This is a genomic window from Methylophilus sp. Leaf416 (assembly GCF_001424665.1).
Classification (GTDB): Bacteria; Pseudomonadota; Gammaproteobacteria; order Burkholderiales; family Methylophilaceae; genus Methylophilus.
The window spans coordinates 344,046-359,105 of sequence record NZ_LMQS01000002.1; the positions used below are offsets into that span (position 1 = coordinate 344,046).

10 protein-coding genes are annotated in these 15,060 nt (G+C 46.7%); 7 read left to right on the forward strand and 3 right to left on the reverse strand.

Annotated features, from left to right (window positions below):
• Positions 1-302 precede the first annotated feature (302 nt).
• The 7 genes from pip (at position 303) to ASG34_RS06555 (ending at position 10,200) form a co-directional block, all read left to right on the forward strand.
• A complete protein-coding gene (pip, locus tag ASG34_RS06525; RefSeq protein ID WP_055828313.1) occupies positions 303-1,346 on the forward strand; it encodes a prolyl aminopeptidase in 1,044 nt (347 codons plus the stop codon).
• A gap of 24 nt (positions 1,347-1,370) precedes the next feature.
• On the forward strand, positions 1,371-2,657 hold the full coding sequence (locus ASG34_RS06530; protein WP_055828316.1) for a YhjD/YihY/BrkB family envelope integrity protein: 1,287 nt from the start codon (positions 1,371-1,373) through the stop codon (positions 2,655-2,657).
• Between the two features lie 119 nt (positions 2,658-2,776).
• Positions 2,777-4,282: a tetratricopeptide repeat protein gene (locus ASG34_RS06535; RefSeq protein ID WP_055828319.1), complete on the forward strand. Its 1,506-nt coding sequence runs from the start codon at positions 2,777-2,779 to the stop codon at positions 4,280-4,282.
• 217 nt (positions 4,283-4,499) lie between these two features.
• Positions 4,500-5,168 carry a YfiR family protein gene (locus ASG34_RS06540; protein WP_082504823.1) on the forward strand — a complete coding sequence of 223 codons (669 nt, stop codon included), beginning with the start codon at positions 4,500-4,502 and terminating at the stop codon, positions 5,166-5,168.
• Between the two features lie 6 nt (positions 5,169-5,174).
• Positions 5,175-7,250: a bifunctional diguanylate cyclase/phosphodiesterase gene (locus ASG34_RS06545; protein WP_055828323.1), complete on the forward strand. Its 2,076-nt coding sequence runs from the start codon at positions 5,175-5,177 to the stop codon at positions 7,248-7,250.
• Positions 7,251-7,296: 46 nt separating this feature from the next.
• Positions 7,297-8,550, forward strand: coding sequence for an OmpP1/FadL family transporter (locus tag ASG34_RS06550; protein WP_055828326.1), 1,254 nt, complete (start codon positions 7,297-7,299; stop codon positions 8,548-8,550).
• Between the two features lie 177 nt (positions 8,551-8,727).
• Positions 8,728-10,200 carry a porin gene (locus ASG34_RS06555; RefSeq protein WP_055828331.1) on the forward strand — a complete coding sequence of 491 codons (1,473 nt, stop codon included), beginning with the start codon at positions 8,728-8,730 and terminating at the stop codon, positions 10,198-10,200.
• 69 nt (positions 10,201-10,269) lie between these two features.
• Here the strand turns inward: ASG34_RS06555 and ASG34_RS06560 are convergent, their stop codons facing one another.
• From ASG34_RS06560 to ASG34_RS06570, 3 genes are all read right to left on the reverse strand, one after another.
• Positions 10,270-11,199, reverse strand: a complete 930-nt coding sequence (locus tag ASG34_RS06560; RefSeq protein ID WP_235559690.1) for a choice-of-anchor A family protein — start codon at positions 11,197-11,199, stop codon at positions 10,270-10,272.
• 180 nt (positions 11,200-11,379) lie between these two features.
• On the reverse strand, positions 11,380-13,959 hold the full coding sequence (locus tag ASG34_RS06565) for an EAL domain-containing protein (RefSeq protein ID WP_082504824.1): 2,580 nt from the start codon (positions 13,957-13,959) through the stop codon (positions 11,380-11,382).
• A 280-nt stretch (positions 13,960-14,239) separates the two neighbouring features.
• The gene (locus ASG34_RS06570) at positions 14,240-14,998 is read right to left on the reverse strand and encodes a hypothetical protein (protein WP_235559691.1); all 759 of its coding nucleotides are present in this window, start codon (positions 14,996-14,998) and stop codon (positions 14,240-14,242) included.
• Positions 14,999-15,060 lie beyond the last annotated feature (62 nt).

A 15,060-nucleotide genomic window follows, 5' to 3' on the forward strand; every position in this document is an offset into this window, starting at 1 on the left:
AACTAAGGGTTTAATATAGGTACACGCTCAACTTGCATCCACTAGGATTGGCATACTAAATTGTTTGCATACTTTACACATTCTCGGCTAGGGAAAAATTCCCGACTTACTGTAGAAATTCACACTTTGCCGCATGTGAGGATTGCAATATAGAACAATTTGTTTTCAATTGCAACACTTTAGTTACAAATTGGTTACACTTTTTTCAGCTTTGATTTTGTTATTTTTTCCAACTAAAATCTCTGTGAAAAAATATTCGATAAATCATATAGTTAATTAAACAGTTGAGAAAACCAAGCAAGATGAATCTTTTAAGTCTTTACCCGGAATGCACCCCTTTCTACCATGAGCTTTTAAAAGTCAGCGATATACATTCTGTTTATGTTGAGCAATGCGGCAACCCGGACGGCGTCCCGGTTATTTTTTTGCATGGTGGACCAGGCAGCGGATGTAACCCGGCACAGCGAAGATTTTTTGACCCGGCTTATTACCGCATCATCTTATTTGATCAACGCGGTTGTGGCCGCAGCCAGCCTGCTGGCGAAACCGTAGAAAATACCACCCAGGCACTGGTTGCTGATATTGAAATCATTCGTAATCACTTGAATATCACGCAATGGCATGTATTTGGCGGTTCATGGGGAAGCACACTGGCGCTGGCTTATGCTATCAAGCACGCTGAAAATATTATCAGCCTGGTACTAAGAGGTATATTTTTAAGCAGACCAAAGGAAATCGAATGGTTTCTGGGCAATGTTGCGCTATTTTTTCCTGAAGCCTGGCAAACCCTGTTGCAAGACGTCCCTGGAGACCAGCAGGAAAATATCCTGGAATACTACGCAGGTCTGATATTTCACGCTGATACCTCCATTAGCATACCGGCAGCAATTCGCTGGAATGCTTTTGAAGCCAGCATTATGAGCCTGGTCCCTAAACAGGAAATTCCGAAACAACACAGTCCAACACCTGGGACCTCTATTGCAGACAGTTCAGAACAAACTGATTCAATTAAAGATAGTCTTAGTCAGGATAATCAGTCTGTAGATGGTGCAGTCGAGTTGGCACGCGCACGCGTACAGATTCACTATATCCGGCATTTATGTTTTGTTGATGGCGATCAATTACTTCAATCGGCAGCCAAGACATTGCAAAATATACCAACCATTATCGTACAAGGCCGCTACGACATGGTGTGCCCACCGCAAACGGCCTGGGAGCTTTCCCATGTCATGCCGCAGGCGAAACTCGTAATGGTGCCTGATGCCGGCCACTCCGCCATGGAGACCGGCACTTGCCAGGCATTGCTGGCTGCGACCGAGCAGTTCAAATCACTGACGCCTTTATAACTACTTATCTAACGGGCCCAATTAATGTTTAAAGTCATTGCAAAACGTGCCAAAAGTCATTGGCTGGCACTTAAGCAATATTTTTTACCTTACATTTACTCCACTCCACTATTCGTCATCAAAACCACCTTGCAAGGTGTGAGTAAACATAGATTGATGGGCCTGTCGGCCGCACTGTCGTTCTATGCACTGTTTGCACTGATACCACTGATTATTCTTATCTTCTTTTTAATCAGCCATATGGTGTACTCATCTGATTATGCGATTGTTAAACTGGCCATACTCACCAGCAATTTGTTACCGGAATTCAGCCAGCGCATCATGATTGAAGTCTATAACAATACGCAGACCAAAGCAGCATGGGGCGCAGTCGGTTTCTTTATTCTGCTATGGACCATCACGCCGCTGGCGGCCAATATGCGATCCAGCTTTTACCTGATTGCCAGTCGGCATGATGTGCCGTCGTTCTGGAACAAAAAAATCCGTGATGTACTGGCTGTATTGGGCGTATTGCTGGTTTTTTTCCTGTTTACGGCAGCTGGGTTTGTGCTGGAGTCGGTCATTGTGTTTCTTGCGGTGCATCTACCTTCTGCATTCATCAACTTTGTTGGTGGCATGCTTTCCTTATTATTGACCACGGTGTTGATTGCCGGGTTTTACCGGACATTCTGCCCGTTACATGTCCAATGGCGCCACTTGCTGATATCAGCGTTCTTGACTGCCGGATTATGGTTGCTCATGCGGCCAGCATTCGGTTTATTTCTTAGTGTTAACAAGAACTTCGGTGCTGTTTTTGGCAGCATGAAAGCCATGTTTGTGTCCATCAGCTGGCTTTACCTGAACTTTGCTATTTTCCTGATCGGTTTCGAGCTGATGGTAACGCTCAGGCAAAAAGATGTGCTGCTGCTGAAAGGGTTATTTGATGACCTTCCCAATCAACAACATTACCTGCAAACATTAATGCATAAATACGGTAAAACTTACTCACAAGGCAGTTGCGTGTTTAACCAGGGTGAAACAAATCATCATTACTATATGGTGGTTGAGGGTACGCTGCACCTGGTTCAACGCCAAGCGGATAATTCGGAAAAAACCATCCGCATTTTGCAATATGGTGATTTTTTTGGCGACATTGCCTTGTTTTCTGCCCAGCCGGTGACGGCCAGCGCCGTTGTTGTTTCCGAACAAGCGTCAATAATTGAGATTTATGCCGAGTCCATTGAAGATCTGTTACAGGAAGAACCGAAAATTGCGGTGCGCTTGTTAAAACAGCTATCGAATCATGCGCAAATAAACGCCACCACCCCCTAGATTCTTTCAGATCTATTTTTTATACACCAGCCATTCGGATTGGTAATTTTAGCTAGCTAAAAGATTGCAGAATTGTAAGATATGTTACAAAATTGTAACTATTTTAGGAATTTTGCATAATGGCACTTTCGCTTCCTCAGGAAATAAATGCGCTGATACAACAGCTGAATGCCAGCCAGTTTGCCCAAGTAGCAAATCGCGCCAGGCAGTTGGCTGCACAATATCCACGTGAGTTTGTATTGCACCATCTGCTCGCATTGGCATTGGATCAGAGCCAGCAATATGCAGAGGCTAAACAGGCATATGCGCACGCGCTCAAACTGCAGCCCAATCACGTCGAGCTTTGGTTTAACTATGCCATTGTCTTAACCCAGCTTGATCAACCGACAGACGCAGAACAAGCCTATCGCAAAGCCATTTCGCTCAACCCATCTTTTTTTGAGGCGCACGGCAATCTGGGCACCTTGTTACAGAAGCAAGGTCGCCTCGATGAAGCGATTAGCTGTTATCAAGCCGGCTTGCGTATTCAACCACAGGATGCGCGCGGACATTTCAACCTGGCAACCGCTCAGCGTGACAAGGGCCAGTTAAAAGAAGCGGTAGGCAGTTACGAGCGTGCTATTGCGCTATTCCCCAATTACACGGATGCCTACAACAATCTCGGGGAAACCTGGCGTGACCAAGGCGACATGGGCAAGGCGGTGCAATATTACCAACAAGCCCTGCAGCGCAATCCTGACCATGCCGGCGCCAATTACAATATGGGTGAATTTCTTTATCTGGCCAAGCGTTTTGAGGAAGCGATTCCTTACTTTGAGCACTCCCGCCTCGATGACTGGCAATCCCGTGTGATGTATTGCCTGTACCGGGCAGAGAGATTTGATGCATTTAAACAGTTGCGTGATGAAGTCATTCAGCAAGGGCCACACACTGCCCCATTTATTGCTACTTTGTCCACGCACTACAGCATTAATCATGGGGAGGCAGACCCTTACCAGTTTTGTCCTAACGGGTTTGAATTTGTCTATCACCGTTCAATTCCTGAACTGGCGCCTGGCAGCCCGTTGCTGGCAGAACTGCTGGACAATATTGCACAGACTGATATCGCCGAACGCAAACAAGCTCGTTTAACCAATGGCAAGCAATCAGCGGGCAATCTTTTCAAACGCCCGGAACCGGCCTTTCGGACTTTAGGTGATCTGGTTAAACGCGAATTTAGTCACTATCAGCAACAATTTCAAAAAGCTGACTGCGCCCTCATCACGCATTTCCCCGAGACACTGGAATTTACCAGTTCGTGGTATGTCAGCATGCAAAAAGGCGGTCACCTGGATGCGCATATCCACGAAATTGGCTGGATCAGTGGCGCAGTTTACCTTGCGATGCCCGAAACAGACGATCCCAAAGAAGGCGCTTTTGAATATGGCACGCATGGGGATGGTTACCCGAAACTACACGACAATTTCCCGACCAATTTCATCAAGCCCAGGGTGGGCGATATTGTGCTGTTTCCTTCTTCCCTGTTTCACAGGACCATTCCATTCAATGCAGACGCACAGCGCATCTGCGTAGCCTTTGACCTAAAACCCGCAACAGTTTTGCAAACCGCCCGCAGTCAATACTGACTTCGGTATACCTTACATCAGCATCCATTCCCCGGCTTTTAGCCAGTATTCAATAAGTTGCTTATCAAATGCATACAGAATTTATCAGTTTTTTGGATTGTAGATTTTGTGCCACAAGGTATGATGTTTCCTATTAAGTGCTGATTGTCTGCATGTTTTCTTAAGTGTATGGTCAATAGCTCTCGCCGATAACATCATATGGGAGTTCAGCCTGGAAATGAAACCAACCTTTTGCAGGAAGACGCAACCATTGAACCTTGTGATTTCACTGACTCCCAGCGTTGAATCCCGCCTCGAAGAATTGGAAGCAAGCAGCCGGGTAAACGTCCGCATTGGCAATTCCCTTGCCCGTCACATCAGTGTTCTTCGCATCTGGTTACCTTTCACACTAGGCCTTGCAACAGCCAGCGTAAGCTGGGCGGCCTCTGCGCCGCAAGACATGCGCGAAATCACCAGTGAGCTGATTTATAACTTCGCCCTGCTTAGCCAGACACCCAATCGCACATTGCAGGATGCTTATAATATATGCGCTTTCGAAGAGGATATCGGCTACCTGCAATCAAGCACTTTACAATCGCAAAAGTTACAGAACTTGCAGGTCTCTTTGCTCCCGCTTAAAACAATAGCTGACGTTAAACGCTGCAATCTGCTGTATATTCAAGACTTTGTTGTTCAAAAGCCGCTTGAATTACAACAGTCCATCCAAAAAGACGTGGTGCTGACGGTCGTGCACACTGGAAATAAGTTTGCCGATTATAGCCATGTGGTGATTAGTGCCCAGGATAAGCGTTACCAGTTTGATTTACGGATACAACCGGCAAAACAGGCGGGAATTATGTTCGATGCACGGCTGTTGAAACTGGCCACTAATATTATTAACGATTAATTGTGTATGTTAAGACTGTTCCGTAACCTGAAAATTGCCGAGAAATTACTGCTGACCGAACTGGCAATGACGTTGAGCATGCTGTTGGTTTTTAGCATATTCGCCTTGGGCAATCATTACCACGACCTCCGCACGCATTTGATTCAAAACATTCTGGTGCAAATGAATGTGGTCGCCACCTCGATTGGCCCGGCAGTCATGTTTGATGAATTGAGTTCAGCAGCAAAAACGCTTGAACCGCTGTCAGACAACGAGAACATCCGCACCATCGTGGTCCTGAACCAGCAGCAGCAAACGCTGGAAAGCCTGCATCCGTTGCATGCCCCTATCACTTCAGCCTGGCAATGGTTATATCCTTTTTTTGGCGACATGGAGCTCACTGCACCTATTATCGTCAATGAGAAAGCCGTCGGTACGTTACGCGCCATTATCAAGCAAGAGCAGATTGTCGATATGCTGATTGGCTTCGCCTGGTCGAATACCATTGCCGCGATTGCAGCTGCGCTATTCGGTTATTTCGTCATGTGGCGTTTAAATCGATACATCGTCGGCCCGATTCACAATCTGCAAACCTTCGTTAGTAACATTACCCAAAATCATCATTACGAGCAGCGCATCTACACCAACAGCAATGATGAAATTGGCCTGTTGGGCAAAGATATTAACAATATGCTCGAAAGCATTAGCCAGCGCGATGCGCAATTGCAGAAAGAATTAGACCACCGCAAGGAGATCGAAGAAAAACTGCAGTTTTTGGCGCACTACGATAAAGGTACCCTGCTGCTCAATCGCCATGCGTTTGAAGAAATCATCACCAAAAAAATCACCACCCCGATCGATGAGCGCAAACACATTTACCTGCTGCTGCTGGATCTGGACCGTTTCAAAATCGTCAATGATACTTTTGGCCATAATACAGGCGACAAACTGTTACAACAGGTTGCTCACAGGCTGCGTGGCAATATGTCACAGGAGGATGCCATTTTCAGGCTGGGCGGTGACGAGTTTGCGGTGATTCTTGATGCACCTAAACGCACTACCATAGAACAAGTCTGTAAACGGGTTATCCAGAATATTTCTACGCCCTTCATTGTCGATGACCACGAAATTCACATAGGCGTGAGTATAGGCGTTGCCACCTTAAGGCCTGGTTTTGACTCTAAAACTGAAGTGATGAAAAATGCTGACATAGCGCTCTACCAAGCCAAAGACGCTGGCCGCAATACTTACCGTTTTTACAGCGATGAAGATGAAACCAATACTTCCGAGCTGCGCACACTCCGTGAGGAACTGCATTTTTCCCTGCAAAACCAGGAACTGGAGCTGTTCTACCAACCCATCATTCATACCCAGCACCTGAAAACCATAGGCTTTGAAGCACTGCTCAGGTGGCGTCACCCAACCAGGGGCTTGCTGGCACCAGACCAGTTCATCCATTTGGCTGAAGGCTCAGGACTGATCATCAGCATTGGCGCCTGGGTCATTCACCAGTCATTAAGGCAGCTGGCAATGTGGCAACAAATGTTCGATAAAGAGCTGTTCATGAACGTCAATATTTCATCCCGCCAGTTGGATGATGACAGTTTGTCAGGGACTATCCGCCACGCACTGGAGCATTATCATATCGCGCCACGCACCCTTAATCTGGAAATCACCGAATCAATGGTGATGCGTAACATTGAAGCGGCCAAACATATCCTCTATGCACTCAAGCAATTAGGCATAGGCATTGCCATTGATGACTTTGGTATCGGCCACTCCTCAATGAATTACCTGAAACAGTTGCCAGTAGATATTCTCAAAATTGACAAACAATTTACCAGCGGCATCCCGCATGACAAAGTGGATATTGCGATTGTAGATGCTCTGGTGGCACTGGCTGTCAGCCTGAATCTGAAAGTGGTGGCCGAAGGCGTAGAAAGCGCCATCCAGTTTGAATACCTGCAATACAAGCTCTGCCATCACGTACAAGGCTATTTATTTAGTGCCGCGCTCTCTGCCAGCCAAACCACTGCATTCATGGCTGAGTTTCCAGAAAGTATTCCGGCCAGTTTCCGCAAAGCCGTTCAGCAAGAAACATAATATCGTTGTTGAGAATTAAAAATACATACTAGCTTTAGGGGGTTTCATGTCACGCTTTTCATCGCCATTGATGGTTGGCATTTTATTATCGGCTCATCAACTTACAAGCCATGCAGCTGGCTTTGCCCTATCCGAACAAAGTGGTAGCGGCATGGGTAATGCTTACGCAGGCGCCGCAGCTGTTGCTGAAGATGCCAGCACTATCTATTTCAATCCGGCCGGGATGACCTATATTCAGGGCAGTCAGCTAGTCGGTGCCTTGCATACGATTAAAACCTCGGGCGACTTTCACAATCAAGGAAGTTCAGTCGCTGGCAATGAAGGCGGCGATTTCGGGAGTTGGGCATTTTTACCAAATATTTACTACAAGCTAGATCTTACCGAACAACTGAAATTCGGCATAGGCATTGGGACTCCATTTGGCTTGAAAACTGAATATGACAGAAACTGGCTTGGACGCTTCCAGGCAGTGAAGTCCGAGCTCAAAACCATCAATATAAACCCGTCACTGGCCTGGAAAGTAAATGAACAATGGTCGCTTGGCTTCGGTATTTCAGCCATGTGGGCAGAAGCCGAACTGACCAGCTCCGCGAATTTAGGTCTGCTTGGCACAACCACTGTTAAAAACAAGGGTGATGACTGGGGATTTGGTTACAATCTGGGCGCAATTTACCAGGCCACACCTGACACCCGTTTCGGGGTAGCTTACCGCTCTAAAGTGGAACAGCATTTAAAAGGTGATGTACGTTCTCCATTTACCCAGGCGAACGGCGTTCCGGGATCTACATTGAATACAGATATCTCCGCAGACCTCACATTGCCTGAAACATTTTCTTTTAGTGCGTTTAGCCATTTGAACGATAAATGGGAATTGCTGACTGATATCACCTGGACGCGCTGGAGCCAGTTTAAAGAACTGAAAATCGTGCGTGAAAATGGGAGCAATACCACAGTAGGCCCCGCCATCACCGAACATTGGAACAACGTATTACGCTACTCAGTTGGCTTGAATTACCTCTACTCTGACACGATTAAACTGCGCACCGGCCTGGCTTATGATGATGAAGCGATTGATAATGAGCACCGCACCGCACGCATTCCGGGCAATGACCGTATCTGGCTTTCTCTAGGCGCAAGCTGGCAATATACTCCCCAGACCAAACTGGATATCGGCTACACACATCTGTTTATCAAAGATGCGCGCATTAACGATGATCAGCGTCCCACAAGAGGGTTGATCGCAGGTAAATATGAAGGCAGCGCTGATATCTTAAGCCTGCAATTTGCCTATAATTTCTAGCTGATCCACTGCTGTTTACACAAGCCGTGCTTTTGAAAAGCACGGCTTTTTCTTTCCCTTGCAGCGCCCACTTCAACTTGTCAGGTTGATGTAAGCCTGCTGTCATCTAACATTCACACACAAAACCGAGAATTGCTGCTTTGCAATAACCCGCAACATCGCTCTCAAGGATAATGGATGACCATCAAGCATTTTTTCACATTCGCATTACTGCCACTTGCCATACACCAGGCATTTGCCGCCGAGGCACTAAGCCCCGCAGACCAGCCTACGACAGTTTCACAAGAATCACCTTCATTCCTGACACGTTTTATGAATGACGATAATCCGTTCAGGATCAATTTTGACCTCGGTGACCACCCCTCTTATTTCCAGGTATATGGCCTGGTAGATATTGGCCTGACCCATATCAACCATTCTTTACCCGAGAGCTACGAATTAGCGAATAACTTTTATCCTTATGCGGGTGCAAAAAAGACGCCCAGAACCACTTCAAGAACCAACTGGGTGAATGGTGGCTGGCAAGGCTCACGCCTGGGCTTTAAGGGTGAAGTCGCCAAACTGCAGGCATGGGATCATGACTTTAAATTCATCTATCAATTTGAAGCCGGTTTTAATACGCTGGATATGAAACTGCACGATGCTGCACAAACATTGGCAGACAACTCCGGTACTAATGCCAACTCCAGCGTCAGCACCAACTCATCCATGAACGGTGAACTGTTCACCCGCCAAGCCTGGGCAGGGATAGACGGTGGTTCATTGGGTAAATTGACCTATGGTACCCAATACAACCCGTTCTTCGAAATTACCGTAACCTATGACCCAAACGGCAAAGCAGACAGTTTTTCACCATTGGGTGAAAGTGGTACCGTTGGCGGTGGCGGTGGTGTCTCAGAAAACTCGCGTATGAAAAACTCTATCAAATACGCCAACGTGTATGAGTTGGAAGATCATGACAAAATCAATTATGCAGTGATCAACCAGTTCGGAAACTCGGCAGGCACCTCGCACGGCAACGGCTTTACCACGCAACTAGGCTACGAAAGCAGTGCGTTCGGCGTCCAGTTTGCCTATGATAAGTTTTTCGACTCGGTAAGGTCCGGTACAGCAGCGCCTGGTAATCCTTTAGCGAATGACACCATTGCCGTAGCCCTGCTTAACACCGAAGCCGCATTGCTGACCGGCAGATGGTCACCCACCAAAGACCTGAAAATCATCGGCGGTATGGAGTGGTATCAGTTAAAACCATCATCAACGCCTAGCATCACTTATCACAACCTATATGATCAAACCGTATTTGGCGGCGTTGCCACCTCCTCATTACGTCCAGGTTTTAAACAGGATAACCATGTGTATTACCTGGGTGCCAATTTTGACTTTGCGCAACGTATGCCTGCACTGGCCGGCCTGACAAGCTCTATCGGTTTCTATGAAACCAAAGCAGATGCCATTGACGGACCGACGATTTCAACTAACTCGCAGGGCAAAATCGACACCTGGACGGCGATGGCTGACTACCGGTTCAACAAACGCATTGATACGTATGTGGCTTACACCACCAACCACTTCTCAGGTGACAAATACCCGAGCGCCACCACCTACCGTGATGTCAACAGCGTAGGTGCAGGTCTGCGCCTCAAGTTTTAAAAACGGCGCCAGAAACAAAAAGACTCAAGCAACGCTTGAGTCTTTCTTATGTCCGTCAGCTGATTGCTATCAGGATTTATTAGAAGCACGCTTGCGCGTGAACATGCCAACCACTGCCAATCCTGCCAATAACATCACATAGGACTCTGGCTCAGGTACGGGTATAACCGTCAGCCCTGCAACTTCAGTCGCTTTAAACATACCGTTCACATTGACTTGTGTATTGGTGTTCCAGCTTTTGCCAATCACGTTACCGTTGATTGCAGTGTAGCCACCGGTAATATCTGCCAGCGGCGCAAGTATGCTGCCTGTCGCGCCAGAGCCGGTATTTAATTCAGTTGCCTGATAGAAGTTATAAATGACATTGAAACCATATTTGCCAAAATCGGTGCCCGTGCCACCATCAAATTTCAGGCTAGTGCCGGAAATATTCAGGATGATGGTTTGGCCGTTGGAAAAACCGCTAAAAGTCGTATTGTTTCTGGAGTTAAAAAAGCTGCCATCAATATCAAAAATCTGTGCATCGGTACTATTGCTGGCGGTTAATTGCATGCCAGAGTAGTCGTAGGTAGCAGACCCGGTATTGGCCAGGCCATTGAGACTGACTGACAGATTTTGCAGGTAGGTGCGCTCATTGGCAAAATTGATAGGGTTGTTATTAGTATAAGCCCCGGTAAAGCCAAAGCCCGAAGTGCTTGAAGCGCCGGCCGTATCAATATTACCGTTCTTGACGCTGCCACTGTTGAATGTCACATTTTTAGCGACGACCAACGCATTGCCAGCAACCGCCTTATTGAGCTCATTTACCGCGTAATTGGAAACATTAAAGTTGCCACCAACGGCTACTGCACCTTCAACATCGCTATTACTGCTGCTAAAATTTTCAAACACAAACAGGTTAAATTTTCCAGCGACACCCAGGTCCAGAATACTGGCAGATGCGCTCAATGCCTGTATTGACATTGCGGTAATGATGAAGCTTTTTACGATTAATTTCATATTCTTTTTCAATGGATTTCTTCAAGTGATTGCAAGCAATCCGGCATACTAAAGAATCATGAATCATTAAGCATGGGTTTTTAACTTATTTTACGTAGCCATGGTTATCGCAGGCTGTCGCAAGCGCCCAATAACAATTGTCCTGAGTCGCCTTTTTGAAATTAGGTGGGTTTAATAAGCTTAATTGGAATTAACGGCTTCTGCTTTTAGCAACTGCTCGAAAGCCTCTGCCGGAATCGGCGGTGAATAGAAAAATCCCTGGGCGAAATCACAATGGATATCATGCAGCAAGTCACGCTGCATGGCTGTCTCCACCCCTTCAGCAATCACTTTCAGCCCAAGCTTATGAGCCATGACTATAATCGCTTCGCAGAGCACATAACTTTCATTGCCTTCGTTCAGGTTAGAGGTGAACGACTGGTCGATTTTAAGGTAATCAATATCAAACTTGCTCAGGTAAGACAGCGATGAATAACCAGTACCAAAATCGTCAATCGCGACCTGGATGCCCTTGTCCCGGAAATGCAGCAAGCGCTGTTCTACAATAGGATCAGGATCCAATAATAGCCCTTCAGTGATTTCGACAACAATGCGTTTGCCATCCACACCCAGGGTTTGCAGAAGCTGTATCCAATCGTCACTGATTGTTGAGGGATCGATAAACTGCATCGGTGATTTGTTGACACTAATGGCGAATTCGTCGCCTGCCAGTGACTGCCATCTCTGTGCATTTTGCGCAGCCTGCCTGAATATCCAGTCACCCATCCTGCTAATCTCGCCGGTTTCTTCGGCGACCGGAATAAACAGTGTCGGGCTGATCAGTCCTCGTGTAGGGTGCTGCCAGCGCATCAATGTCTCGGCTTTGACGATTTTGCCGGTGCGCATGCAAATAATTGGCTGGTAATAATCACGCAACTCATTATTTTCAACCGCAGTGCGTAAATCCCTGGCCAGCGAAGTGCGCTGGGCTAGTGCATCGCGGATTGCCAGGGAGAAATAGCGTACATTGTTCCGGCCGCGGCTTTTGGCTTCATACATGGCCTGGTCAGAATGCTTGATCATTTCCTCGGCATTCACTGCATCGTCCGGAAACTGGCTGATGCCTATGCTTGCGGTAACGAATATGCGCTCGCCACTCAGAATATAAGAATGTGAAATATCCTGCAGCAGCTGGGTACACAGTGTTTGCAAATCGCCGGTTTCCTCCGGCACAATCACGGCAAACTCATCGCCGCCCAAACGGGCGACGGTTGCAGAATCGGGCAGGTTGTGTTGAATGCGGCGGCCAACTTCAATCAGTAATTCATCGCCAGTATGGTGACCCAGCGTATCGTTAATATCCTTAAATTGATCGAGATCAAGAAACAAAAGAGTTAAGCGGCGTTGCTTTACAGTGGCTTCCTGAATCGCTTCTACCAATCGCTGCTGGAAATAGTGCCGGTTAGGTAATTGTGTCAGGCTGTCATAATTTGCCTGACGCCAGATAACCTCTTCTGCCGCTTTCTTTTCAGTAATATCAAAATGCGTGCCGTGCATCACCAGCGGCTCACCGGCTGGTGTGCGTGAGATCAGGCTACCGCGGTCAGAAACCCATATCCAGTGGCCATCTTTATGGCGCATCCTGATATCGCACTCATAAAAATCGATCTCATTATTTAGATGCCGATCAATCAATTGCATGGCGTTTTGCAAATCATCCGGATGCATCAATGACGTAGCCACTTCAAGCGTGAGTGGCTGCAACTCTTCAAGGGTATAGCCAACGATTTCCGCCCAGCGTGCATTAAAGTGACACTCGTTGGTTTGCAAGTTCCACTCCCAGGTAGCTGCCCTGGTGGCATCAATAATCTGGGTCAGCCGCAAGCGCTGGTTTTCAATCTCTTCACTTTTACTTTGAATCTCTGCGGTCTTGCGTCTTACTGCCACGCGCAATGTATAAATTAGCAGCAGCAACACGACAGCGATCACCAATACCAGTGCCACGGCCACAATTGCCTGCTTGGAATAAGCGTTGCGCGGTATATGACGGCCTTTCCATTTGGATTCGATGGCTGCCATCTCATCTGCAGAGATGCTTGCAGCACCCTGTTCTACTAGCGCCAGTATCGGTGTATTTTCTTTTTTGACCGCGCGGTGAAACTGGCCCTGATAAATGGTAAATGCACGCAGAATACTGGTCTCCGCACCAAGCTTGTATAAATAATAGCGGGCAGGAAAATCATCCATGCAAGTGATCATGACTTGTTGCTTTAAGGTCGCCTGGATAATCTCGTCATAAGAGTTGTATACCCGGAAAGATTTAACCCCGGCCTCTTTTAATTTATAAATGCAGGCATCGCCTTTTTGCACGCCAACCGTAAAACCGGCCAATGAGTCCGCAGAGATTAAACCGGTCATACTCTCATGGGCATAAATGCCTATCGGCAAGGTGGCATAAGGTGCTGAAAATGCATAAGTCACCTCACGCTCGGGGTTGCGATAAATCATCTCGATGACATCGGCATGACCACTCAGCAATTGCTGTTGAGCCATTTCCCAGCGGGTTGAAATTAACGTGACACTAATGCCGGTTTTTTTCTCCCACAGTTTCCAGTAATCGGCGAGTATGCCGACCGTATTTCCACGGTCGTCTTTGAATAAATAAGGGGGGTAATTGTCATCACTGATGACAGTGATGGCGTTAGGAGGCGCGGCTACTGCCTGGCAAGTGGCCGCCAGGCTTATGACAAGGATGATTGAATATTGAATGAATTTCCACATGGCGAATAGGAGTGACCACTTACATCAATTCATCTTTCGTCACATGAAGAAACTGTTATTGAGATTTTTAACGATTATGAATGATAAGAAAAATTAATACCATCTTCCATACAATTAAATTAATAATAATGGTGACAATCTATATATTCCTGTTGGCATAAATCATACATCTGACGACGAATAAAGAACATATTCCATATCCCCTATCTGACTTTTCAAATATTGCTATTGAGAAAGCGGCATTTCGTGCAGTACTCTAAATTTCTTTTCAGTCACGCCACTAAAATACTCTGATTAACCTGAAGCTCCATAGCTTGTCTGCTTTGCCGGTAGCATTAATCGTTGAGTGCGCAACACCCGCCTGCAAGGTATATTGCTGATTCATATCATAGTGTAATTGTGGCGTCAGCCGGTATCGCCAAGAACCGCCTGTGCTTACTTCCTGATTCAACTCGAGACCAAATGTGAGACGGGGTGAAACATCATAGAAAACCGTATTATTCAGCAGGTATTCGATATTTGCGCTGCGGTTGATACCATTCACTCGCAGCCCCAGCATGCTCAATGAAGACCAGCGATCTGCCCATTTGATGGCATGAATATAGGTCGCATCGCCGGAAAGGGTTTTGGTGTGTTTGTCCAGGTCAATAAATGCCTGCCAGCCATTTGCCGTGCCTGAATAGTGGTCTATCCCCAGCGTTTTCTGGATAGCTACTTTATATCGTTCATGACTGGCATTCTCAAACGGTAACTCAAGCTCGATTGCCAGGTCATCTGCGAGGCCGTACTCAATTTCGGGTGCCCAACTGGCATCATTCGTTTGCTGATTGATATCTACCAGCGCATTGATTTCCATATCGCCTTTCTTTACGCCAAGAGGGCGAACCAGGTCATAGACCATAGGTTCCGGAATCTTCAGCAACCTGTCACTGTGGGCAGCATCAGTTTCGTGGAAAAGCGTTTCTTCGGAGGCTTGAATCGGCAGTGAAAAGAGTAAAAAACCATTAACCAGCAAAAAAATAATTTGCCTGAATTTCATAATTGCATTTATATCAATAAAAATAGAATGCTAACATGCCCTCTGTGTTTTAAAGCGATTGC

Coding starts and splice junctions, on each gene's coding strand:
- pip (WP_055828313.1), top strand. CDS start 303: ATGAATCTTTTAAGTCTTTACCCGGAATGCACCCCTTTCTACCATGAG.
- ASG34_RS06530 (WP_055828316.1), top strand. CDS start 1,371: ATGTTTAAAGTCATTGCAAAACGTGCCAAAAGTCATTGGCTGGCACTT.
- ASG34_RS06535 (WP_055828319.1), top strand. CDS start 2,777: ATGGCACTTTCGCTTCCTCAGGAAATAAATGCGCTGATACAACAGCTG.
- ASG34_RS06540 (WP_082504823.1), top strand. CDS start 4,500: ATGAAACCAACCTTTTGCAGGAAGACGCAACCATTGAACCTTGTGATT.
- ASG34_RS06545 (WP_055828323.1), top strand. CDS start 5,175: ATGTTAAGACTGTTCCGTAACCTGAAAATTGCCGAGAAATTACTGCTG.
- ASG34_RS06550 (WP_055828326.1), top strand. CDS start 7,297: ATGTCACGCTTTTCATCGCCATTGATGGTTGGCATTTTATTATCGGCT.
- ASG34_RS06555 (WP_055828331.1), top strand. CDS start 8,728: ATGACCATCAAGCATTTTTTCACATTCGCATTACTGCCACTTGCCATA.
- ASG34_RS06560 (WP_235559690.1), bottom strand. CDS start 11,199: ATGAAATTAATCGTAAAAAGCTTCATCATTACCGCAATGTCAATACAG.
- ASG34_RS06565 (WP_082504824.1), bottom strand. CDS start 13,959: ATGTGGAAATTCATTCAATATTCAATCATCCTTGTCATAAGCCTGGCG.
- ASG34_RS06570 (WP_235559691.1), bottom strand. CDS start 14,998: ATGAAATTCAGGCAAATTATTTTTTTGCTGGTTAATGGTTTTTTACTC.